The organism is Sporofaciens sp. St.21A7 (assembly GCF_059728535.1).
In genome coordinates this window covers 3,551,988-3,573,768 of the sequence record NZ_BAAGFN010000001.1, presented here as the reverse complement: position 1 = coordinate 3,573,768, position 21,781 = coordinate 3,551,988, and the positions used below count along the sequence as shown (strand labels likewise).

Annotated in this window: 26 protein-coding genes and 1 pseudogene; 25 read left to right on the top strand and 2 right to left on the bottom strand. The window is 40.4% G+C overall.

All coding sequences use genetic code 11. From position 1 onward, the window contains the following. Positions 1–14 precede the first annotated feature (14 nt). Both AC6I3O_RS17750 and AC6I3O_RS17745 read left to right on the top strand, forming a co-directional pair. On the top strand, positions 15–689 hold the full coding sequence (locus tag AC6I3O_RS17750; protein ID WP_497852008.1) for a winged helix-turn-helix domain-containing protein: 675 nt from the start codon (positions 15–17) through the stop codon (positions 687–689). Beyond that, positions 686–2,341 (top strand): sensor histidine kinase, encoded by a 1,656-nt coding sequence (locus tag AC6I3O_RS17745; protein WP_497852007.1) that lies wholly within the window; start codon positions 686–688, stop codon positions 2,339–2,341. Before AC6I3O_RS17750 ends, AC6I3O_RS17745 begins: the two co-directional genes overlap by 4 nt. Positions 2,342–2,509: 168 nt before the next feature. Here the strand turns inward: AC6I3O_RS17745 and AC6I3O_RS17740 are convergent, their stop codons facing one another. Further along, positions 2,510–2,749 (bottom strand): DUF6061 family protein, encoded by a 240-nt coding sequence (locus tag AC6I3O_RS17740; protein WP_497852006.1) that lies wholly within the window; start codon positions 2,747–2,749, stop codon positions 2,510–2,512. 294 nt (positions 2,750–3,043) lie between these two features. On the opposite strand from AC6I3O_RS17740, the gene AC6I3O_RS17735 reads away from it, so the two are divergent. From AC6I3O_RS17735 to AC6I3O_RS17680, 12 genes and pseudogenes are all read left to right on the top strand, one after another. After that, a complete protein-coding gene (locus AC6I3O_RS17735; protein WP_115624791.1) occupies positions 3,044–3,454 on the top strand; it encodes a VOC family protein in 411 nt (136 codons plus the stop codon). 112 nt (positions 3,455–3,566) lie between these two features. After that, positions 3,567–4,115 (top strand): DUF3795 domain-containing protein, encoded by a 549-nt coding sequence (locus tag AC6I3O_RS17730; protein ID WP_150837365.1) that lies wholly within the window; start codon positions 3,567–3,569, stop codon positions 4,113–4,115. 22 nt (positions 4,116–4,137) lie between these two features. Beyond that, positions 4,138–4,602, top strand: a complete 465-nt coding sequence (locus AC6I3O_RS17725) for a VOC family protein (protein WP_497852005.1) — start codon at positions 4,138–4,140, stop codon at positions 4,600–4,602. Between the two features lie 28 nt (positions 4,603–4,630). Continuing rightward, positions 4,631–5,046: pseudogene (locus AC6I3O_RS17720) on the top strand (pyridoxamine 5'-phosphate oxidase family protein). Between the two features lie 111 nt (positions 5,047–5,157). Then, entirely contained in the window at positions 5,158–5,745 is a 588-nt protein-coding gene (locus AC6I3O_RS17715; RefSeq protein WP_497852004.1) for a GNAT family N-acetyltransferase, read from the top strand. Between the two features lie 474 nt (positions 5,746–6,219). Further along, positions 6,220–7,191 (top strand): ABC transporter ATP-binding protein, encoded by a 972-nt coding sequence (locus AC6I3O_RS17710; protein ID WP_497852003.1) that lies wholly within the window; start codon positions 6,220–6,222, stop codon positions 7,189–7,191. 3 nt (positions 7,192–7,194) lie between these two features. Then, the gene (locus tag AC6I3O_RS17705; RefSeq protein WP_497852002.1) at positions 7,195–7,989 is read left to right on the top strand and encodes an ABC transporter permease; all 795 of its coding nucleotides are present in this window, start codon (positions 7,195–7,197) and stop codon (positions 7,987–7,989) included. After that, positions 7,986–8,777 carry an ABC-2 family transporter protein gene (locus tag AC6I3O_RS17700; protein WP_497852001.1) on the top strand — a complete coding sequence of 264 codons (792 nt, stop codon included), beginning with the start codon at positions 7,986–7,988 and terminating at the stop codon, positions 8,775–8,777. Before AC6I3O_RS17705 ends, AC6I3O_RS17700 begins: the two co-directional genes overlap by 4 nt. A 29-nt stretch (positions 8,778–8,806) precedes the next feature. Further along, positions 8,807–9,046, top strand: a complete 240-nt coding sequence (locus tag AC6I3O_RS17695; RefSeq protein ID WP_183080514.1) for a hypothetical protein — start codon at positions 8,807–8,809, stop codon at positions 9,044–9,046. A gap of 215 nt (positions 9,047–9,261) precedes the next feature. Further along, positions 9,262–9,573, top strand: a complete 312-nt coding sequence (locus tag AC6I3O_RS17690; protein WP_497852000.1) for a hypothetical protein — start codon at positions 9,262–9,264, stop codon at positions 9,571–9,573. Further along, positions 9,542–9,805, top strand: coding sequence for a helix-turn-helix domain-containing protein (locus AC6I3O_RS17685; RefSeq protein WP_150837359.1), 264 nt, complete (start codon positions 9,542–9,544; stop codon positions 9,803–9,805). The genes AC6I3O_RS17690 and AC6I3O_RS17685 overlap by 32 nt, the downstream gene beginning before the upstream one ends. A gap of 340 nt (positions 9,806–10,145) precedes the next feature. Continuing rightward, the gene (locus AC6I3O_RS17680) at positions 10,146–11,177 is read left to right on the top strand and encodes a YdcF family protein (RefSeq protein ID WP_115624800.1); all 1,032 of its coding nucleotides are present in this window, start codon (positions 10,146–10,148) and stop codon (positions 11,175–11,177) included. A gap of 146 nt (positions 11,178–11,323) precedes the next feature. On the opposite strand, the gene AC6I3O_RS17675 is transcribed toward AC6I3O_RS17680, so the two are convergent. After that, entirely contained in the window at positions 11,324–11,998 is a 675-nt protein-coding gene (locus tag AC6I3O_RS17675; RefSeq protein WP_497853507.1) for a sensor histidine kinase, read from the bottom strand. A gap of 98 nt (positions 11,999–12,096) precedes the next feature. On the opposite strand from AC6I3O_RS17675, the gene AC6I3O_RS17670 reads away from it, so the two are divergent. From AC6I3O_RS17670 to AC6I3O_RS17620, 11 genes are all read left to right on the top strand, one after another. Next, positions 12,097–12,651: an ABC transporter permease gene (locus AC6I3O_RS17670; RefSeq protein ID WP_497851999.1), complete on the top strand. Its 555-nt coding sequence runs from the start codon at positions 12,097–12,099 to the stop codon at positions 12,649–12,651. A 111-nt stretch (positions 12,652–12,762) separates the two neighbouring features. Beyond that, the gene (locus AC6I3O_RS17665; RefSeq protein WP_497850689.1) at positions 12,763–13,137 is read left to right on the top strand and encodes an IS66 family insertion sequence element accessory protein TnpA; all 375 of its coding nucleotides are present in this window, start codon (positions 12,763–12,765) and stop codon (positions 13,135–13,137) included. After that, entirely contained in the window at positions 13,127–13,489 is a 363-nt protein-coding gene (gene tnpB, locus AC6I3O_RS17660; protein ID WP_497850690.1) for an IS66 family insertion sequence element accessory protein TnpB, read from the top strand. Before AC6I3O_RS17665 ends, tnpB begins: the two co-directional genes overlap by 11 nt. A 277-nt stretch (positions 13,490–13,766) precedes the next feature. After that, a complete protein-coding gene (gene tnpC, locus AC6I3O_RS17655) occupies positions 13,767–15,383 on the top strand; it encodes an IS66 family transposase (protein WP_497850691.1) in 1,617 nt (538 codons plus the stop codon). 313 nt (positions 15,384–15,696) lie between these two features. Next, positions 15,697–16,041: a YxeA family protein gene (locus tag AC6I3O_RS17650; RefSeq protein WP_172496531.1), complete on the top strand. Its 345-nt coding sequence runs from the start codon at positions 15,697–15,699 to the stop codon at positions 16,039–16,041. A gap of 32 nt (positions 16,042–16,073) precedes the next feature. Beyond that, positions 16,074–16,424 (top strand): response regulator, encoded by a 351-nt coding sequence (locus tag AC6I3O_RS17645; RefSeq protein WP_115624807.1) that lies wholly within the window; start codon positions 16,074–16,076, stop codon positions 16,422–16,424. Between the two features lie 336 nt (positions 16,425–16,760). Further along, a complete protein-coding gene (locus tag AC6I3O_RS17640; RefSeq protein ID WP_497851998.1) occupies positions 16,761–17,786 on the top strand; it encodes a polyprenyl synthetase family protein in 1,026 nt (341 codons plus the stop codon). Positions 17,787–17,828: 42 nt separating this feature from the next. Further along, complete coding sequence (locus AC6I3O_RS17635; RefSeq protein WP_115624809.1) at positions 17,829–18,425, top strand: putative ABC transporter permease; 597 nt, start codon at positions 17,829–17,831, stop codon at positions 18,423–18,425. Positions 18,426–18,675: 250 nt separating this feature from the next. Then, positions 18,676–19,665: a metallophosphoesterase gene (locus tag AC6I3O_RS17630; protein ID WP_322255268.1), complete on the top strand. Its 990-nt coding sequence runs from the start codon at positions 18,676–18,678 to the stop codon at positions 19,663–19,665. 75 nt (positions 19,666–19,740) lie between these two features. After that, positions 19,741–20,097 carry a response regulator gene (locus tag AC6I3O_RS17625; RefSeq protein WP_162209474.1) on the top strand — a complete coding sequence of 119 codons (357 nt, stop codon included), beginning with the start codon at positions 19,741–19,743 and terminating at the stop codon, positions 20,095–20,097. A 375-nt stretch (positions 20,098–20,472) separates the two neighbouring features. Then, positions 20,473–21,780 (top strand): IS4 family transposase, encoded by a 1,308-nt coding sequence (locus AC6I3O_RS17620; RefSeq protein ID WP_497850542.1) that lies wholly within the window; start codon positions 20,473–20,475, stop codon positions 21,778–21,780. Position 21,781: the final 1 nt, after the last annotated feature.

Here is a 21,781-nt window from a genome sequence, read left to right as displayed (position 1 = left end):
AGGAGCAGATTTACATGATTTATTGTGTTGAGGACGACAGCTCTATCCGTGATCTGATGATATACACATTAAATTCTGCCGGATTTGAAGCAAAAGGTTTTGACGGCGCGGACACCCTTTTTGACGCTTTGCAGACAGAAAAACCCCAGCTTATTATGCTTGATATAATGCTTCCCGGCGAAGATGGCATTTCCATATTGAAAAAGCTGCGTATGCAGGGGACGACAGAGGATATTCCTGTTATTATGGCGACAGCCAAAGGAACCGAATACGACAAAGTAACCGGGCTTGATTTGGGAGCTGATGATTACCTTGCAAAGCCGTTTGGCATGATGGAAATGATTTCCCGTGTGAAAGCGGTATTGCGCCGTACAAGTCCGAAAGAAGAAACTAAAAAGCTAAAAATTGGTAATTTAGAATTGAATTTGGAATCATATATTGTACTTGTAAACAACGAACGGGTTCAGTTGACACTGAAAGAACATAAGCTGCTCCATACTTTTATGGAAAACCCCGGACGGGTGTTTACACGCGATCAGCTTCTTGAAATGATATGGGGCATTGACTACATAGGAGAAACCCGAACCGTAGATGTTCACATTGGAACACTCCGAACAAAATTAGGCGAATGTGGGAGCTATATTGAAACGGTACGGGGAGTTGGGTATCGAATGGAGGGGGAAGTATGACGAAACGAATTTTTCGTTCAATCTGCCTTGTCGCATTGACTGTTTTTCTTGCGTCTGTTGTCCTGTTCATGGGTGTTCTGTATGAATACTTTTCAAATGTTGAACAGACACAGCTAAAAATGCAGACAACCCTTGCCGCACAGGGCGTTACAAATGAGGGCATTGATTATTTCCATGATTTGAAAGTGAAAAATTATCGTATATCATGGATTGATACAGAGGGAAATGTTATTTTTGATAGTGCGTCTGATACTGCGGAAATGGAAAATCATTTAGAGCGGGAAGAAGTGCGGGAAGCCCTTTCTTCGGGCTATGGTGAAAGTAAACGGTATTCTGCTACTTTGATGGAGCGTTCGTTTTATTCCGCGCAGAAACTTGATGATGGCACTGTATTACGGCTTTCCATATCTCAAAATTCTATTTTGACGCTCCTTTTAGGTATGACACAGCCGATTTGCATTATATTTGTGATCGCGCTGATTCTTTCCATTGTTTTAGCTATTCAAGTTTCAAAAAAAATAGTAAAGCCATTAAATGAAATTGATCTTGATAATCCGTTGTCAAATGAGGGCTATGATGAGCTTTCCCCTTTTTTACGGCGTATTGACAGCCAGCAAAGACAGCTACGGGGGCAGAAAGCCGAGCTTCTCCAAAAAGAGAATGAATTAAATACGATTATCGGCAGCATGAATGAGGGCATGATTCTCCTAAATCAAAAAGGGAAAATTATCAGTATAAACCCTGCGGCAAGAAAACTGTTGGACGCTGGCACAGACTGTATCGGTTCTGATATGCTGTCCTTATGCCGTAATCTTGAATTGCAGGAAATCCTTACGAAAGCCTTGCACGGAGAACGGGGCGAAAACATTATCCGGCTACATGGAGAAAGCTATCAAATTGACGCTGACCCGATCACTTCTGAAAACATTGTGAAAGGAGCCGCGCTTTTCTTTTTCAATGTGACAGAAAAAGAAAAAGCGGAACAGATACGGCGCGAATTTACCGCTAATGTGTCCCATGAATTAAAAACCCCGCTTCACTCCGTTTCCGGGTATGCGGAGCTTTTGAAAAACGATATGGTAAAGGAGAATGATAAAATACCCTTTGCCGGAAAGATTTATGATGAAGCCGGACGAATGATACGGCTTGTGGAGGACATTATCAGTCTTTCGCACCTTGACGAAGGTGCGGACGATATGCAGAGAGAAAATATCGACCTATACACATTGGCAGAAAAGGCGGTACAGAGCTTAGAGCCAGAGGCAGATACCGTATGTGTTGCATTGGAGCTTTCCGGCGTTCCGGCTCCCCTTAACGGCATACCACAGCTTTTATACAGTGTGATTTATAATCTTTGTGACAATGCGATTAAGTATAACCATGAAAACGGAAAAGTAATGGTGAACATACAGAATGAAAACGGCATGGTAGTTTTATCAGTGGAGGACACGGGGATAGGAATTGCACCCGAACATCAAGAGCGGATTTTTGAGCGTTTCTATCGTGTTGATAAGAGCCATTCTAAGGCAGTAGGGGGAACCGGGCTTGGGCTTTCTATTGTGAAACACGCCGCTAAAATCCATAATGCTAAAGTTGATGTAAAAAGTCATGCTGGAAAAGGCACGACGGTTATTGTAACATTTCCCCAATAAAAAATTTGAACTGTTTTTACTATCTTTTGTCATAAGAATGTATTAGAAAAAGCTGAACCGATAACATGCATAATCAGCAGTTATCGGTTCGGTTAATCCGCTTCAAATTGTTAATTAAACAGCTACACTATACAAATATTGAGCATATCAATACAATTATTATAGACATTACCATAATTCCAATGAATCCTCCGCATCCATCCACATTTGCATATTCCCTTCAAGATACAGTCTTGCGTATTCAAGCGGCTCATCTATTGCCAGAGCATTTAAGGCACATTTAGAGCAGGGAGTAGTTTTCAATCCTTCTTCCGCTTTATTACAGTCTATCCGCAAGAAATAACCTGCATAAGTGTATACGTCAATGCTGTTATGGAGGATATTGTATGTTGCATAAATCATATTCATATTTAATCTGTCCTCTTTTCATTGATTTTTTGAAAGCATTTCAATCAGTTTACCAATTCCCGTATATTTTGTGTTATAATGTTTTATGTGATTTTGTTTCCCTTATTTTTTCCCTTATCAGGGTTCGTAATGCCCTGTGGGAAGATATAATACAAGGGAAACAATAAGGGAAAGCTCATCTGCGATAAACTTAGTATTTTCAAGGGTTAGCCGAGATTTTAATAACAAAATATAACAGCTAATATTTCCCTTAAAAAACATCAAATCACAATCGGGATTTGGAGGTATTGTATTATGAGATTGGACGGTTTTGGATTATTTGTTGAAGATATGGCGAAAATGATTCGCTTTTACAGAGATGTACTTGGCTTTGAGATTAAAGAAGCGGAAGATACATCTAATGTATATCTTGTAAAAGATGGGACGTTGTTTCTGTTGTACGGCAGAAATGACTTTGAAAAAATGACCAATCGCAGATATGATTATATCAAAGGATTCAACGGTCATTTTGAAATGGCACTTTATGTTGATACATTTGAAGAAGTTGATAAAGCATTTAGTAAAGCTGTAGAAAACGGTGCTACTCCTGTACTGGAACCGGAACTTGAACCTTGGGGACAGAGAACTTGTTATATTGCTGATCCTGAAGGTAATTTAATAGAGATAGGTTCTTGGAATAAGCCTTACGAAGAAAAGGATTCATAAATTCGAATTTGAGAGGGAATTGAATATGAATAAGGAATGGTTGAACTTAATAAAACAATTTGTGTAGATTTTTAGTCTGCCAGATTAAAATTTGAGATTTGAGGTACAGCGTATGAAAGGTTTCCATAGGGACAATCAGCTATTTTCTCTTTGTGGTTTGAACTGCGGATTATGTCCTATGCACTTAAATAAGTATTGTCCCGGCTGCGGTGGCGGAGAGGGGAATCAATCCTGCAAAATTGCAAAGTGTAGTTTAGAACATGATGGTGTGGAATATTGTTTTCGGTGCAGAGAGTACCCCTGTGAGAAGTATGAGCATATAGATGAATTTGATTCATTCATTACACACAGTAACCGAAAAGCTGATTTGAAAAAAGCAAGAGAGATAGGGATCGAAGCATACAATGCGGAGCAGACAGAAAAGACGGAATTATTGAATTTACTGTTAGCCAACTATAACGATGGCAGGAAAAAGACTCTTTTTTGTGTGGGGGTCAATCTTTTGGAATTGCAGGAAATAAATGAGATACTTTTGCAAATCAAGGGTAATTCGGAACTGGAAAGATTGACACTCAAAGAAAAAAGTTCTTATGCTGCGGGGGTGTTTCAAAACGCAGCAAAGCGAAAGAATATTGAACTAAAGCTCCGGAAGAAAAAATAATCTCTAAGAAAGGAAAACTTACATGAAATACAATTGTACGGTTATATCGGTAGCAGACATCAAAGCTGCAAGAAAGTTTTATGAGGATTTATTCGGATTGGAAGTATTTCAGGATTATGGAAGAAATATAGCTTTTACCTGCGGTTTAGCTTTACAGCAGGACTTTGACTGGCTTGTTCATTTACCAAAAGAAAGCATATTAAGAAAATCTAACAATGTGGAATTATGTTTTGAGGAACAGGACTTTGACAGTTTCTTACATAAACTAAAAAAATATCCGAATATTGAGTGTTTGGGTGAGGTAATTGAACACAGTTGGGGGCAACGTGTCATTCGATTTTATGATTTGGACGGACATATCATAGAAGTTGGAGAAAATATGAAAATAGTTATAAAGCGTTTCCTTGCTTCTGGTATGACCATAGATGAAGTGTCTGTAAAAATGGATGTTTCTTTTGAAGATTTAACGAAGCTGCTAAACAGTTAAATGAAAAGTTGCAAAGGAGAACGAATTAATGAAAAAAATGAGCCGAGAAGCTAAAAAAATAATGATGGAACGTTTTGGAAAAGACACTGTTATTGCGTTGGCAACCATTGAAAAGGAGGTGCCTTATGTGTGATATGTAAATGCCTACTATGAGAACGGTGCATTTTATATTATTACATATGCACTTTCAAATAAAATCAAACATATAGAAAACAATCCTGCTGTTGCAATAGCTGGTGAGCGGTTTACGGCATATGGAAAGGGCAGCAATTGGGGTTATTTTGGAAAAAAGGGAATTGTATGATTGCTGAAAAACTGAAAAATGTCTTTGCTGAATGGATTGATAACGGACATAACAATTTTGATGATGAAAATACGATAATTCTATGTGTAGAATTAACAGATGGACTGTTACTCTCACATGGGACAAGATATGAGTTTTAGCTTTTCTGGCTTGTAGAATTGGAAAAATTTCAGGAGCAGTATTTCCAGTCAGAACTAAGGATGTTGCCATAGATAGAGATGAAAAGACGAAATTTACGGAGGAGGATCAGAATGGTGGATGTTTATAAAAATTGTCCTGAATATGAGAATGAGGACTATCATGTGAGAATGGTTTGCCAAGAGGATAGAATGGATTTATTAAAGGTTTATTCTGATAAAAGGGCTGTCCCCTTTTTTAATAGTGATAATTGTGGCGGAGATGATTTCTATTATACAACGGAAAGCAGAATGAAACAGGCGATTGATTACTGGCTTTTCGAGTACAATAGAGAAGGATTTGTGAGGTGGACAATTGTGTCAAAAGCAACTGATGAAGCAATTGGAACAATAGAGCTTTTCCGCAGAGACGCCGATGATTATTTTACAAACTGCGGTTTGCTCAGGCTGGACATTCGCAGTGATTATGAAATGACAAGCGAGATTATAAAAATATTAAGATTGATAATGGAACCTGCATATAGCCTGTTTCATTGCGATAAGATCGCTACGAAAGCGCTTCCCTCTGCGGCAGAACGTATTGTGGCGTTGAAAAATTTAGGATTTATACGCTCAGAGGAAAAGCTGATAGGGCATGATGGAACAAAGTATGATTCCTATTTTGTATTGAGGAAAAATCAGCGCCTCTCCAAATCCGGATAAAAAATATGTATCCAGGCTAAAATGCTTGACATTGACAAAGTTATAAGCTAATATAAGACCATATTTCAAGAAAGAGCAGGTATGTGGATGTTAATTGTTTCTGTAATGACAAAGGACAACTAAATTTTATAAGAGGGTAAGCACGGAATAGAGTGCTTTATTTGTGTTACCCTTTTTGGCATTATTGAATGCCGGTTGTTTCTGCCTTACAGAATACTGCATACACCGGGAATAATTGTCTTGTTATGATGGATAAGAAAGCGGGAAAAGTATGACTGTGGTGTCATGCTTTTTTGTTTCTGCGAGCAAATGGGCTGCATTTTTCAGGTCATTGCTGCTTTCCTTTTATGGGGATGTTTTGCTTTTTTCATCATCTTAAGATATATACATCTGTGGTTTCAGTCTATGTAATGATAGGCAGAAACCACATTTTTTTATGTTTTTCATTGAATATTTAAACTGGAGGTTTTCAAGATGAAGATAATTGAGACAGAGAATTTAACGAAAAAGTATAAGCGGTATAAAAAGCAGGAGGGTTTGGCCGGAAGTATTAAGGGTCTGTTTCACAGGAAATATGAAGAAAAAATTGCGGTAGATGATTTTGATATTCATGTAAATGAGGGTGAGTTTGTAGGCCTGATCGGGCCGAACGGAGCGGGTAAAACGACCCTGGTGAAGATGTTGACCGGGATTATTGCGCCGACAAGCGGCAGGATACAGGTGATGGGATTTTATCCGAATAAATTGGAAAAAGCATTTAAGCAGCAGTATGCGGTGGTTATGGGGCAAAAGAGCCAGCTGTTTTTTGAACTGACAACGGAGGACACGCTGCGGCTGTTTAAAGAAATATATGGTATCCCGGAAGACGAGTATAAAAGAAACAAGGATTTTTTTGTGGACCTGTTTCAGGTGCAGGAACTGATGAATGTACAGGTAAGAACGCTATCGTTGGGAGAAAGGATGAAGATGGAACTGATCGTTGCATTGCTTCATAATCCGAAAATATTGTTTCTGGATGAACCGACCATAGGACTGGATGCTGTGGCAGGTAAGCAGATCCGGACTTTCTTAAAAGATGTGAATGAGTCAAGAGGAACTACCATTTTGCTTACCTCGCATTATATGGAAGATATTAAGGTATTGTGTAAACGTTCCATAGTCGTGAATCACGGCAGAAAAATATATGACGGCGGTACGGATATGTTATTTGAAAATTATCAAAAGAGTAAGAAAATGACGATATACTTTGAACACAGTGTAGAGCCTGATGTGTCGGATGATTGCAGAGTATTGGAAAAAGCGAATGACAAACTGGTACTTGAAATACCAAAACAGAACGCAGAAAAAGTTCTGGAATCTTATATCGGTCATTATCCGATCCGGGATATTGGAATTGAGGAAGAAGAAATAGGCTCAGTCGTGGAGCGTATCTATAAGGAGGTATAGGACATGAAGAAATATTTAGAAATTGCCAAGGCATACATGAAAGCACAGCTGATCTGGAGGTCGGATACCTTAGTAGACGTGATTCTGGCAGTGGCGAAGATACTGTTTGCATGGATCTTATGGAGTATTCTGTTTGAGGGTAAAGAGCAGATCGGGGGCTTGGGATTTCAGGCTATGATTTCTTACTATATCATAAGCTCCTATTTATTCCAGTTGGAAAAATCTGCGGAGATCAGTCGGCAGATGACCGGTATGCTGAGAAATGGTACCTTTTCAAAATATATGGTGATACCGGTACAGACACAGGGGTATTTTGTGGCGATGGAAGCAGGGAAGATTGCGTTTTCTGCGGGCATTGGTTTTTTAGCAACGTTTCTGTGGTTTTATTTGTTCCGGATTCCATTTGTGCATACAGCCAATATAAAGATCCTGTTATGCGGAAGTATCATGGTTGTTTTAGGACTGTTGTTTATGGCGCTGCTCAATTACTTTCTTGGGATTTTGACCTTGAAATTTAAGGAGATCAGCATCTTTCTCATGATAAAAGATAACCTTTCCGCATTTGTGACCGGGGCGGTGATTCCCCTTGCGCTTTTACCGGAATGGATGACAGCAGGCATGAGATTTCTGCCTTTCTATTATGTCACATATCTTCCCAGTATGCTGTTTATAGGGAAATGTGAGGAGGAGGCAGTCACAGGCTTAATCGTCTTAGGTGTGTGGTGCATGGTCTTTCTTGTTTTAAATCAGGTAACTTATGAACATGATCGAATCAAATATGATGGAGCAGGAATATGAAACATAATTTAAAATTTATATCAGAACTGATCAAATTCAGATTATCCCATATCATGACCTTCCGGTTGGGATTCTTTGCACCGTTTTTCATTAATACCAGTTATTTTCTGGTTCAGCTTTTCGCTTTCAAGGCAATTTATGGGCATGTGGACAGTATCCGTGGATGGGGGCATGGGGAAATCCTTATTTTTATTGGAACATTCTCCCTGATTGATGCCCTGAACATGACCATTTGCTTTTTTGGGGTGATTTCCATACCGGAGAAAATACAGACAGGAGAACTGGATTTATATCTGACCAAACCAGTGAATCCACTATTACGGATCACCTTTGAAAAAGTAGATCCGGGCGCCATACCGCTTCTGATCTTCAGCGCCTGCATCGCCTTATATGGGGTGAGAGAAAGCGGCGCGAATCTTTCGTATGCGAATATCATTGGATATTTGTTTCTGGTTTTGCTGATGACCATACTGTACTACGATATGGAGCTTTTGATACGGTGTTTTGCCTTTTTTGTGTTCTCTGTAGATAATCTGATGAAAATAGAGAATACGGCTGTGGATTTGTGTCTGAAAATACCGGGGATCGCTTTTTATGGAATCTATAAGTTTGTTTTTTATTGTGTATTGCCGTACGGAATCATAGCGACGCTGCCAACGCAGGCAGTAACAGGGGTTTTGTCGGCAAAAGGATTCCTTTTCGGGGTGGCGATCGTGTGCATTTTTACGTTTTTTGCCTTGTCTTTTTGGACATATGGCGTACACAGATATGAAAGCGCAAGCAGCTAATCAGTTTTTGGGAAAGAGGTATAGATATTATGGAAGAATATAGAAATGCCCGATTGGGAACGTATTTAGTGAAGGGATTGACCAAAGAATTACTGACACGAAATATTATTCCATTCTATTCTGCTTCTATAACGAATATTGGTTCGCAGATGGTAACAAATAGATGTGACTATATACCATTCTGGGTTGATACATTTGGAACCATTCTTGATGGGAGTTCAGTATACAATGATATGATGAAAGGTTTGTCATCGGAACTTATAGAATGACAACTTCCGGTTGATAGAGGGAGCAACAGACAAAATGTTTGTTGCTTTTCTTTTTTTTGATGGGAATGTAAAATAAAACTATCATCATATGATGCGTTTGAAAAACTTATCAATATAGACCTAGAAAGTTATCTTTCATGACAACGAATAATAAGAAATCTATGGTAACATCCTACCCGTAGTGGTAAATTGTTCTACAGGAAAGGGTGCGAAACATGGAAAATGAAGTATACGAAAAGGACTATGGAGAAGAATTCCGGGAGAGAAGCGATAAGGCAAAGGGAAAGGATTTTCTGCACACTTTGATGGATGTTGGATTTTTTCAGCGTATAAAGAAGAAATGGACAAAATCCCAAAGCGTGTGGTTCCCAAGGAAAAAGCAGATTATGAATACCTACTTGGGGAGTGAGAGCATCTGTCAGCAAAGACTGGCGGGTGCTTTTTTCGCACAGATATGGTATGCTGTAAGCAGTATATCAACTTGGAGGTACAGGCATGGAAGAACAGCAGAATTCATTGACTTATGAAATTATCAAAGCAGCTGTTGCCGGGGAGAAATGGGCAACAGAAAAGATTATGGCATATTACGATGATTATATGACAGAGCTTGCCACAGTGGAAGAGAAGCAGTCGGACGGCAGTGTAAAGAGTTACGTGGATGAGGATTTGAAGCAAGAGATAGCGTTGAAACTGCTGGAGGAGATACCGAACTTTCCGCTGGAGGAAGCGGAGAGGATTGCAGGAGGGGAGACTGATTAGAGAAAGATCAAATCTACGAGGCATTCTGGAAAGAGATCCAGGGCATTGCGGGTTGCAGACGCTCAGAGAATCTGGAGTTCAGTGGGGTTTGAGGTCTGATTATGGGGTCAATTCTTTTATAATAAACTGTTTTGAGGATATAGTATAAACTGGAAAACGCTAATTTGGCTATTCTGTGGCATTATTCAATGGATTATGGTAAAATTCTACTGTCCGGGATTGAATAGCAACTGAAAGACCAAACAGATGTTAACAATGATAATAGCTGTAAATCTCATTGAAGTCATTATATAAGTCTTTCAGTTTGTATAGAAAATGTTCGTTTTTATAGGAGGCATCTATGTGGCAATTTACATTTTTTATATTTTTCATATTATTTTGTATATTTGCAGGAATAATGGCACGTGAACCCAGAACGTTATGGAGCGGGGTTTCTTTTTTCTTCATGATGATATGTTTGTCTATTTCCTTGTTTTTTATTCTATCTGAATATTCCAGGTGGCTGGCAGCACATGACGTGGTAATTGGAATACTGATTCTCCTGTTTGTTTTGGCGATAGGCTGTATGCTTATGTTTCCGGCAGCTTTGATCGTCATGTTTTTCATCGAGGGAATAAAAGTCATCAAACATGAAGGAGTGAAACCGTCAAATTTATTGTCGATGCTGTTCTCTATCTTGTTATATGTCTACCTGTCTGTCTGGCCGATGATTGGCAATTTAAGAAAAAATACATTAAGTACAATGCTCTATGTTATCATCAGTTTTTCGGCAGTATATGTATTATCATTGATGGCTATGTATTCACTTTCTGCAATTCTTAACCTTATTCATCTGAAAAAGAACAGAAATGCAGATTATATTGTTGTTCTGGGATCTGGAATCATTGGAAAGAAGGTCACACCGTTACTTGCGGCCCGGATTGAAAGAGGAATGGAATTGCTGTATTCCAATCCTAATGCTGTATTGATTATGTCCGGTGGGCAGGGACCTGGAGAGGATATTCCAGAGAGCGTGGCTATGGCTGCATATGCAGTAGGTAAAGGTGTAGATGCAGAGCGTATCATAATGGAACAAAAATCTGTATCAACAGAAGAAAATTTACTGTTTTCAAGGAAATTGATTGATAAAGAGGCTCCTAAAATTGTTATCGTCACAACGGCTTATCATGTGTTCAGAGCATTAATTCTGGCAAAACAGCAAGGGTTAAAGTGTGTTGGATTTGGGGCAAAAACGAAATGGTATTTTACGCTAAATGCTTTAATACGTGAGTTTGTTGGATATCTACGTTTGACATGGAAGAAACATGCGCTGGTAATTGGCATAGTAGCCAGTATTGTCGTGGCGACTAATATCGCTGGTTGGTTGAGATAATTAATAACTGTGAAATTACAGCGATTTAAGAGAGGAATAGTTATAAAGAACCGTTAAAGTATTAGCAAGAACTCTCTAAACTTGAGGTGAAATAAAGCGTATGAAAAGCCCCAGGCGGCATTTGAAGCTGTTCTGGGGCTTTATAATTATCCTTTGAATTTATCAGGCAAGTGAATTTCAGTTTTCAGACCATGAGGTGTAATGTTTGAAAATTGGATATCTCCATAATGTACTTTTACAATCTGTCTTACGATTTTAAGCCCCAATCCGTGTTCTGCTTCGGCTGTTTCCGTCTGGGAACTGGGAATACTGGTATCGTTATTCAGTAATGCCAGGTATGATTCCTTGATTCCGCACCCAGAGTCTGCGACACAAAACGTACAGATTCTGTTGTCCATTTTTACAGAAACGGTTATCTGACATCCACCAGGATTGTGTGTGATGCTGTTTTGTATTAGATTGTGCAGCATCCGGTTAAGCAGGAAATTGTCGCCGTATAGGAAAGTTTTTATATCTGTGTCAGTTCCAGACAGTTCTAATTCATAGCCCTCCGGAAGTCCGTTATTTAGAAATTCGCTTATCACCTGCCGGATCAGTTCAAGAGGATCAAGCGGCTTTATGCGGAAGGGCTGCATAGAGTATTCCAATTTTGTTGTTAAATTTAGATCTGCAACCAATGTACGGAGCTTTTCACTTTGTTTTCGTATGATTTCAGCCTGTCTTCTGGTTGCTGCTGGTAAGTCAGGGTTATCTTCTATTTCACTGGAATAACCTAAAATCATAGAAAGTGGCGTACGGATATCATGAGATATTCCACGAATCCATTCAGCACGCGTATTATCCTTTTTTGCCAGATAGTCACTGGCATGGTTTAATCCTGTATTGATTTCAGCAAGTTCACCTTTTTCCTCTAAGTGAAATGTTTCCCCCTGTGACAGTTTCCTCCTTTGTTATTTCGAGGGAGACAACGGACGACACTCTGAAATCAATTTTAACGGTTCCGGTTGACTTTAAAAAGCTGTTGATTGGAAAATTTGAGCTTCTTTTTTTTCTCTCCATAGCTTTCAGCCTTATCAACGCTGCGCTCGCTGTTATTATGAATCTGCTCCTGCATTTCCCCGGAATGTCAGCATACAGCATTATGATCGCCACGGGGCGGATCATAGCCACAAATATTTTAATTTACCTTTCGGTACTTCCACTCATTATTATCAATACATTTCTTTTTGGAAGTAGCCTGATTGGTGTTGCTGTCGCATTCGTATATGGTTATTTTGGAACCTTTGAGGGCTCTTTGCTAAATTGGTTTCCGATCAAGGCTGCAATGATTTTGTTTGATCCGTATTGTGGTGTAGAATATGATACTGTTTCCTATCAGACCTTTCCGGCAATCATCATATTAATTCTCACGGTGTTGCTTTCTGTTGTACTGTTAAATGCTTTTACACATTCAGAAAAACTTCGTAAACGGTAGATAGCGAGTACCTCGACTAAAGGCACAAAATATGTGACAATAGACATATTTCTATTATGAGTATCAAAAGTTAAGCCTTAACTTTTGATACCGGTATATGGAGGTAAGTCTATGAATTCAAAAACAACAACAATAGCTGAACACTATCGTCTTCAACAGTGGGCTGCACAGATCAAAGATTGCCAGAATCGTCCGGAAGGAATGCGCATTACAGAGTGGTGTATCCAGAATGGTATTACAAAAGGTAATTATTATTATCGGCTCCGCCGCGTAAGGGAAGCTTATCTGAATGGTCTTTCGAAAGAAAATGGCTTACAGGACATTGTACCAGTAGATGCACAATTCCTGTGCCAGACCCGGACGGCTCCGGATGTCCTTTTTCAAGGATTGGATATTTCACTGGCAGGATGTTCGATTCATGTGGCTGAAACCACTTCCATGAAGCTTCTGTCAGCAGTCCTGGAGGTGATCCGGAATGCTGAATGATGCGACCTGCTTTCAGGCGGTCTATATCGTATGCGGATATACAGATCTCCGATCAGGAATAGACCGTTTGGCGGCTATCCTTGAAACCCAGACGGGTAATAAACCATATTTACCGGACACTCTTTACCTTTTCTGCGGAAGACGTGCTGACCGTATCAAGGGACTGGTATGGGAAGGTGACGGCTGGCTCCTGCTATATAAAAGACTGGCAGAAAGCAGGTTCCAATGGCCGCGCAGCGCGGAAGAAGTAAAGTCATTGACACAGCAGCAGTTCCGCTGGTTAATGGAAGGCCTTACGATCACACCCAAGAAATCCGTAAAAGCAGTAAGACCGCCGGAATATATGGGGTAAGATTGTGCAAAACAGAGATTTTACACGCCTTATTTCAGACAGTAAAGAAAGGATATATGGCTGCTGGAAGCTTGCTCCAGCATACTCCTTAGGGCGGCCATCCGGACTGGAACTGCTCCAGACGGCTTTTAAGGGAACCCTTCAGATACCGTCTCCGTATCCGCTTCTGAGGGGTTCTTACGTATCGGCATTTTGACGGGAAATGCAGAAACCGGAATTCGCCAAAACCTCCAAAGTTTGATATAATGAAAATATAGAAAATGAGGGAGGGAAACATATGGCACCGGAGTACACAGAAGAAAAACTGGAAAACATGGATAAGGAGACGATCATCCAGTTATTTCTCTCCCAACAGAATCAACTGAGAAATATAGATAAAAATCTTCAATTGGTTTTGGAGCAGCTTGCGGATTCCAAAAGGCAGCGTTTTGGCAGGTCTTCTGAAAAGCATGAAGTGGAGAACCAGATCTCATTTATGGAGGTAGATGGAAAGGTTGTATTCTTTAATGAGGCGGAAGCGGTTGCCGGGGAAAGTGCCGGGAGCACTGGTTCTGATGAGATTCCACGTAAAAAAATACAGAAGAAAAAGGGAAAACGGGAGCAGGATTTAGAAGGGCTTCCAGTTGTGGTTGTTGAGCATACAATGACAGCGGAAGAACTTGCAGATACCTTTGGCGAATCCGGATGGAAACAGCTCCCCGATGAAGTGTACCGCAGATACCGTTTTACCCCGGCCAAAATAGAAGTCGAAGAGCACCATGTGGCCGTATATGCAGGGAAAAACGAGGATAAGATCATCAAAGCAGGGCATCCCGGGTATCTCTTGAAGGGGAGCCTTGTTTCCCCATCCCTGGAAGCTGCGGTGATGAATGCCAAATATGTGAATGCGCTGCCCCTGTACCGTCAGGAAAAAGAGTTTGAACGTTATGGCATCGCGATCTCCAGACAGGATATGGCGTACTGGACGGTTCAGTGTGCAGAGCGGTATCTGGCAATACTCTATGATTACCTCCATAAAAAGCTTTATGATTATCATGTACTGCAGGCAGATGAGACTCCTGTGGCCGTAAACAAGGACGGACGCCCTGCAGGGAGCAAGAGTTATATGTGGGTATACCGCACAAGCCAGATGTACAGCGGCAGGCAGATCGTCCTGTATGAATACCAAAAAACGCGGAATGCAAGCCATCCCCGGGAATTCCTGAAAGATTTCAACGGTATATGTGTTACCGATGGATACCAGGTCTACCACACAGTGGAAAAAGAACGTGAGGACCTGAGGGTTGCCGGATGCTGGTCACATGCACGGCGCAGGTATGACGAAGCTGTAAAGGCGCTGCCCAAATCGAGGCAGAAAGACAGCCGGGCATATCTGGCACTGACCATGATCCAGGCCATCTACCGGGAAGAGAAGCAATTAAAAGACCTCCCGGCAAAAGATCGAAAAGACCGCCGCCAGTTGAGCGTGAGACCTCTGGTGGAGGCTTATTTCACATGGGTACGTGAAAATCTTTTAAAAGTGCCGCAAAAAAGCAAGACCTGGGAAGGATTCCAGTATTCCATCAACCAGGAGAAATACCTGAAAGTATTTCTGGACGATGGCGAAGTACCGATGGATAATAACGCTGCGGAGCAATCCATTCGGGGATTCTGCATAGGAAAGAAGAACTGGGTGATGATAGACACCATAGCCGGTGCAAAATCCAGTGCCATAATATACAGTATTGCAGAAACAGCAAAAGCAAACAGCCTAAAGCCATATGACTATTTTGAATATCTACTGACAGAGATACCCAAACATATGGATGACACAGATCTAAGCTTCTGTGAAGACCTACTCCCCTGGTCGCCAAATCTTCCAGAAAGATGTCGGAAACAGACACAAACAAAATGAAATAATTATGAGAGAATACTCTGTTTGCTTTTAGAAGTATTCTCTCATATTTTTTGGCGGAATTCTAGGTACGTGTTATCTACCGTTTACAAAACTTCCCAATGTAAAAGCAAAAAGGAAGCCAAAAAAAGCAGAGCGAAAAAGAGGTTGGTAATCTAGATGAATAAAAGGGATGAAAATGCAAAAGCGATCGAAAGATGGGGTGGTATTCATGAAAAAAACATTAGTGTGTATTGGCATAGCAGTTATGCTGATTTGTTTTAAGTTGACTATGCGTAGTAAAAAAATGAAATAATTTAAGGGAGGTTATAGGATGAACAAAAAGAATGTATTAATCGGAGTTGGGATAGTGGTTATGGTTGTCCTTTGTATTGGTATCGCCATTTTTGCAGGAACTGGCGGCACTGATTATTATACACAAATTGATAACACAAAGGTAAAGGAAATTGAACCGCACGGTGCGATGAATTATTCTTACACATTGACAGTCTATGATGAAAATAGTACGAAACGAGATATTACTTTTGAAACAAGTAAAATTCTCAAGGATGACGCCTTCTTACGCTTGGAGGTAGCTCCAATTCGTGGAGTTGTAAATTGGGAAGAAGTGGAGTATACGGAACTTCCATCTGCTGTACAGAGTGTTTACTCAGAGTAATGTTTAATTTATCGCTAATAGAGGGAAAAATATTGAAAAAGATATTGATTGTAGAGGACGACGTTACATTTTTAGGGCTGCTATCTCATGTTCTAAGGAATCAGTTTGAGATATATGAGGCTTGTGGTGTGAATGAGGCATTGAAATTACTTGAAAACATATCAGTTGATTTGATCTGTTCGGATTACAATATGCCGGGCGGTACAGGTTTGGAACTTCTGGAACAGCTTCATAGAAGTGGGAAGAAAATTCCGTTTATTTTGATGTCCGGGACAGAGGATTCATTTGTGATTCATAGCGTAAAGTTTTATGGAGGAACATTCTGTAACAAGACTGATTCGGATCTGCTTACAACAATTAGAAAAAAAGCAAATTGTGAATAGTGGTGATTGGTTTATGGGATAGATGATAATACAGAGACAGTTGCTCCATACTGGAGTGATTGTCTCTGCCTTTATGTTTAAGAGAAATATAACTTGGATGGACCTTGTATTAGAGCTAATATAGAAAAAATCAAGCAGCAGCCAACTGTATTTATTTTTAAAGTGACGAATCTCTTACGAAAATAGCACCACATTCACCCTGGATTTTTCTATTCCGACAAAATTGTAGCCTTACAGTAATATTACAGTAAGGTATGGATGGTATACTTTCATAAAATGTAAAGTACAAGAAAAGATGGTTGTTCTATGGAGCATTGCCAGACGAGGAGTAATTTTATGATAAATATTGAGGATGTGCCAGGACTTGAAACTGAACTGCAGATGGTAAATACGCATATAGAACGTTTATGCCGGTCAAACAATAAGTCAATGCAGAAAATGCTGGATTGGGTGCTGAACGCAAGGGGAAAGCAGATACGGCCGATTTTGACACTTTTATGTGCGAGGCTCAAAGGGAAAGCTGTTGATGCGACAGAGGTCGCGGCGGTGATTGAAATATGCCATACCGCTTCACTGATCCATGATGACATTATAGATGAAGCGGATACCCGCAGGGGACAATTATCCGTGCAGAAAAAATTCGGAAAGGAGATGGCAGTCTATGCTGGCGATTTTATGATTTTTTCTACAATTAGACGGACTGGTCTGAAGAACAAGCCCTGGTATGGTTTGATGTTTGACAAATTGGAAACCATGTGTGATGGGGAGGTCAGCCAATTTGATAATCGTTATAATACGGAAATTACAGAGGAGAAGTATATTGAGAATATCCTGGGAAAGACTTCGGCAATGTTTAGTATAGCTTGTGGATCAGGTGCTTACGAAGGTAAGTGTAAGGACAGTGAAGTATTGGCAGCAGAACGGTTTGCAGAAAAATTTGGTCTGCTGTTTCAACTGAGAGATGATCTGTTGGATTTTGTGTCCACAGATGACCTAGCAAAGAAGACCATACATAATGATTTTTGGTGCGGATATTATACACTCCCGGCTATTTACTCATTTTCTGATTGCAGGAATGGTGCCAAACTGAAACAAATTGCAATGGATATCAAAAATGGTCTGTATAGCGAATTGACAGACAAGCGAATAGCGGAATTAATCAGTGTTTCCGATGGCTTCGGATATACGTTGAGGATGATAGATAAATATGCCGAAGAAGCGAAGCAGAGTTTGAATGTGTTTAAAGATTCTATTGCCAGGAAAAAGCTGCAGGAATTAGTTGATACGGTTCATCTAAGTGCCCATAAGATCGTGTCAGATCATTTGTCTGATATTCCGTTTGAAAAGTTTGTTTCTATTTAAGAGGCCGGTTTAAAAACCGGGAAAATACTTCAGGGGAATATTATGACAGAAAGAAACAAGTGGAAATCAATGATAGAAAAAATAGGACATGTCTGTGAAGGCAAATATGATTCGTTTTGGCCTATGGTTATGATATTTTTCACCATGAGCCTGACAGGATGGTTATGGGAGGTCTGCCTTCATTTGATTTCGGATGGGAGTTTTGTGAACCGCGGATTTCTTCATGGACCGTGGCTGCCTATTTATGGTTCCGGGAGTATACTGATCCTGACACTACTTCATAAGCTGCGCAAAAAGCCGCTGCTGGAATTTCTGGCTATCATTCTCCTATGTGGCTGTATTGAGTATTACATATCATGGTTTCTGGAGCAGATGTATGATGGAATGAGATGGTGGGATTACAGCGATTATTTTCTGAATCTTAATGGAAGAGTCTGCGTAGAAGGGTTGCTGGCCTTTGGCTTTGGCGGGATGGTGATCGTATACTTTTATGCACCGCTTCTTGATCATCTATTCAGGCGCATACCGAAAAAAATACTTGCGCCAGTATGCCTGGTACTAATCTTAATATTTTGTGCGGATCTGATATATTCAGGCAAAAATCCGAATCTCGGTATTGGAATTGCCAGATGCCGTTAATGATACATATATCCTAAAAGTTTAAGTGTTGTGAAAAAAGTATGGAGAGATTATGCTTGCTGTTTATTTGTCACCAATTTATATTATCGCAAACAGCTATCTGCTGATTCGGCTTCACAGATGGCTGGGTACATGCAATCCATTGTTCAGAAAAACAGGGATATGTGTTGCAATCAGCTTGGCCTATGTTTTTCTGGTAGCGTCATTATTGATTGCGTTTTTTCTGCCGATAGGGCCGGCTAGGAGGATTATGAAATTGATCAGTAATTATTGGCTCGGTATACTGCTGTATCTGATTTTGGCTGTTCTAATGGCAGATGCGATTTGTTTCCTGCTTTTCCTTATCACGAAACGGAGGTTAAAATGCCGGACCGCTGCGGCGGGAGGAATCTGTGCAGTGGTTGTTCTTGTGCTTAGTGCATGGGGAGCATACAATGCCCGTATCATCCAGGTTACACCATATGAGATTACTGTCAATAAAGACGGCGGAAGATTAGAAAACTTAAATGTGGTATTAGCCGCTGACTTGCATTTGGGTTACAACATTGGTACTGCACACATGATGCAGATGGTAGATAAGATCAATGAACAGAATGCAGATCTTGTGGTATTTGCAGGCGATATTTTTGATAATGAATACGAGGCTCTTGATGATCCGGAAGAACTGATTGCCGTATTGCAAAAAATTCAGTCGAAGCACGGTGTTTATGCCTGTTATGGAAATCATGATGTTGAGGAAAAAATACTGGCAGGTTTTACTTTTGGGGGAAACAAAAAGAAAGAGAGCAGTATACAGATGGATGAGTTTTTGGAGAGAGCCGGTATTCATTTGTTACAGGATGAAGCAGTATTGATTGATGACAGTTTTTATCTGTATGGCAGGCCAGATGCACAGCGGCCCGGACGTGGGATTAATATGAGAAAAACTGCTGCAGAACTGATGGGGGAACTTGATACGGAAAAGCCGGTTATTGTGATTGACCATGAACCGAAGGAACTCCAGGAATTGGCAGATGCCGGGGTGGACATTGATCTGTGTGGTCATACACACGATGGACAGATGTTTCCAGCAAATCTGATTACAGCACTTATGTGGGAGAATTCCTATGGATATCTGAAAAAATCTGAAAAAGGACCATATGCATACGATTGTGACTTCGGGTGTCGGGCTTTTTGGACCGAATATGCGTGTAGGTACGATTGCGGAAATCAGCCCCATCACAGTACATTTTCAATATAGGAATAACATATAGGATGGTGAGTTTACCAGTATTGTGCATGGTTCAATTTATAAAAAAGTATTGGAGGGTAAATTTTGGAGAGTATAAGAAAAATTTTAATTGTGGATGATGATACTCTTTTTCTTAATCTTCTTGCACAGGCATTAAGAGAACGAGGGCATATTGTTACAACAGCTTCTGGCGTTCAGGAAGCCAAGAATGCTTTTTTGGCAGATGATTTTTCCCTGGTATGTTCTGACATTCGGATGGCTGACGGAACAGGCTTTGAACTACTTGATTATATAAGGACATCTTTTACAAAATTGCCAGCCATCATAATGAGTAGCTATTTGACCCGTGAGGATCGTTTTGAGGCTCGAATAGCAAAGGTGTTCTGGGTAGAAAAGACAGATAAAAATCTCGTAGATATTATAGTAAATTATGAAAAATAAAACACATATGCCGGTATTAAGAAAAATTTTTTGGAAAATCATCCTGATTGTAGGTGGAGTATTGCTATGTATTTTATTTGTTGCTATTACTGTTGTCTGGTCGCTGACAGATTATATTTTTAGAAAATTAGAAAGCAATGTTAACAACCTAACTAAAGCAACCACAATATATAGTGTTTGATATTTTAAAATTTATATCATCTTATCATCGGCACAGGATTTTCCTGTGCTTTTTTGTATCGTTTTTCTAAAGAGTGAGCTCAAAATATTGCACAAAAATTTCCTGATATTTTCATTAGATTTACTATTGACAAAATAACCAAAATTTGCGGCGCAGCCCCTGATTATAGTACATTTTTGAAAGGAGCTGCATTTATGAAACTCATTCAGATTCTCGCCGATATTATCTGCAACACTTTGCTTGACCCAAATGCCCTGGACAGGGCGCGCAGGCAAAAAGGCGCTTATACCCGTAACTGCGGAAAACTTCCTTACTGGACTTTGGTTAAACTTTTACTCGGCAATGTTAAAAAGACAATCTCTGCCTCCTTGGATAGTTTTTTTCATGAACTTAAACTGAAATCGGGAGCACCCTCTGTCAGCTGCTCACAGCAGGCTTTCAGCAAAGCGCGTTCTAAAATTAGCCATTCCATTTTCAAAGAAGCTTTTGAGCGCATGCTGGATTTCCTCTGCAGCCAGGATTCCCTTCCTTTCCACGCGCGGTTTCTGGGGGTATGGGGACGGCAGATCATAGCCATTGACGGCTCTAAGATCCCGCTTCCCAACCGGAAAGCTCTCCTTGATCAATATGGCAGCATCGGGAGAGGTGCTAGCTCTCCCACTGCCATTGCCAGTGTTGCTTTTGACGTTCTCAATGACCGCGTCCTTGATGCCCAGTTCGAACCAATCCATGTGGATGAGCGTACACTTGCCATGAGACATATGGACAATATCAAAAACAAAGCACGGGCAAGCTTATTATACACCATGTTTGTCTTCGACAGGGGATATGCTTCCAAAGAATTGATCGCTTATATCGAAGACACGATCCATGCAGGGTATCTTTTCCGGCTCAGGTCTAAATTTAACAATGCGATTGATGCGCTTCCCGCACCGGCAGACCAGTATGGGATCACCGACCACATTCTCGTTTTGGATGACAGGAAAGTCCGCGTCCTAAAGTTCTATCTTCCAGGCGAGACACTGGAAACACTGATCACAAATGATTTTGGCCTGGATCAAGGTCTGTTCCGCCAGTGCTACTTTCTTAGATGGCCAGTGGAAGAAGATTATAAGCTGATTAAGGAAAAAATAGGGCTTACGGACTTTCGCGGTTATTCCGAAAATTCGATCCTTCAGGAATTCTGGATCTCCATTCTGCTTGCGAACCTCACCCTTGCTATTAAGAAGGAAACGGACGGGATCATCGACCGTACCATTAACCAGAAAAACAATAAGCACAGGTACATGACAAATATAAATGAGCTCGTCGGCTGCCTGAGCCGTCGGCTTCCAGAATATATGGATTCTGAGACACCTGCCGAAAAATTTACCATAATCCGGGACATCTTTTGTTTTGCCGTATCACATCGGGTACGGGATAAAAAAGGATGCAAAGAGTCAAATCCACGTGATATTCCCAGAAAGGTAAAGCATCATTACAATAACAAGGCAACACACTAAC

Excerpts from the sequence above, each read along its gene's own strand:
- AC6I3O_RS17750 (WP_497852008.1), top strand. The coding sequence starts at position 15 with ATGATTTATTGTGTTGAGGACGACAGCTCTATCCGTGATCTGATGATA.
- AC6I3O_RS17745 (WP_497852007.1), top strand. The coding sequence starts at position 686 with ATGACGAAACGAATTTTTCGTTCAATCTGCCTTGTCGCATTGACTGTT.
- AC6I3O_RS17740 (WP_497852006.1), bottom strand. The coding sequence starts at position 2,749 with ATGAATATGATTTATGCAACATACAATATCCTCCATAACAGCATTGAC.
- AC6I3O_RS17735 (WP_115624791.1), top strand. The coding sequence starts at position 3,044 with ATGAGATTGGACGGTTTTGGATTATTTGTTGAAGATATGGCGAAAATG.
- AC6I3O_RS17730 (WP_150837365.1), top strand. The coding sequence starts at position 3,567 with ATGAAAGGTTTCCATAGGGACAATCAGCTATTTTCTCTTTGTGGTTTG.
- AC6I3O_RS17725 (WP_497852005.1), top strand. The coding sequence starts at position 4,138 with ATGAAATACAATTGTACGGTTATATCGGTAGCAGACATCAAAGCTGCA.
- AC6I3O_RS17715 (WP_497852004.1), top strand. The coding sequence starts at position 5,158 with ATGGTGGATGTTTATAAAAATTGTCCTGAATATGAGAATGAGGACTAT.
- AC6I3O_RS17710 (WP_497852003.1), top strand. The coding sequence starts at position 6,220 with ATGAAGATAATTGAGACAGAGAATTTAACGAAAAAGTATAAGCGGTAT.
- AC6I3O_RS17705 (WP_497852002.1), top strand. The coding sequence starts at position 7,195 with ATGAAGAAATATTTAGAAATTGCCAAGGCATACATGAAAGCACAGCTG.
- AC6I3O_RS17700 (WP_497852001.1), top strand. The coding sequence starts at position 7,986 with ATGAAACATAATTTAAAATTTATATCAGAACTGATCAAATTCAGATTA.
- AC6I3O_RS17695 (WP_183080514.1), top strand. The coding sequence starts at position 8,807 with ATGGAAGAATATAGAAATGCCCGATTGGGAACGTATTTAGTGAAGGGA.
- AC6I3O_RS17690 (WP_497852000.1), top strand. The coding sequence starts at position 9,262 with ATGGAAAATGAAGTATACGAAAAGGACTATGGAGAAGAATTCCGGGAG.
- AC6I3O_RS17685 (WP_150837359.1), top strand. The coding sequence starts at position 9,542 with ATGGAAGAACAGCAGAATTCATTGACTTATGAAATTATCAAAGCAGCT.
- AC6I3O_RS17680 (WP_115624800.1), top strand. The coding sequence starts at position 10,146 with ATGTGGCAATTTACATTTTTTATATTTTTCATATTATTTTGTATATTT.
- AC6I3O_RS17670 (WP_497851999.1), top strand. The coding sequence starts at position 12,097 with ATGTTTCCCCCTGTGACAGTTTCCTCCTTTGTTATTTCGAGGGAGACA.
- AC6I3O_RS17665 (WP_497850689.1), top strand. The coding sequence starts at position 12,763 with ATGAATTCAAAAACAACAACAATAGCTGAACACTATCGTCTTCAACAG.
- tnpB (WP_497850690.1), top strand. The coding sequence starts at position 13,127 with ATGCTGAATGATGCGACCTGCTTTCAGGCGGTCTATATCGTATGCGGA.
- tnpC (WP_497850691.1), top strand. The coding sequence starts at position 13,767 with ATGGCACCGGAGTACACAGAAGAAAAACTGGAAAACATGGATAAGGAG.
- AC6I3O_RS17650 (WP_172496531.1), top strand. The coding sequence starts at position 15,697 with ATGAACAAAAAGAATGTATTAATCGGAGTTGGGATAGTGGTTATGGTT.
- AC6I3O_RS17640 (WP_497851998.1), top strand. The coding sequence starts at position 16,761 with ATGATAAATATTGAGGATGTGCCAGGACTTGAAACTGAACTGCAGATG.
- AC6I3O_RS17635 (WP_115624809.1), top strand. The coding sequence starts at position 17,829 with ATGACAGAAAGAAACAAGTGGAAATCAATGATAGAAAAAATAGGACAT.
- AC6I3O_RS17630 (WP_322255268.1), top strand. The coding sequence starts at position 18,676 with ATGAAATTGATCAGTAATTATTGGCTCGGTATACTGCTGTATCTGATT.
- AC6I3O_RS17620 (WP_497850542.1), top strand. The coding sequence starts at position 20,473 with ATGAAACTCATTCAGATTCTCGCCGATATTATCTGCAACACTTTGCTT.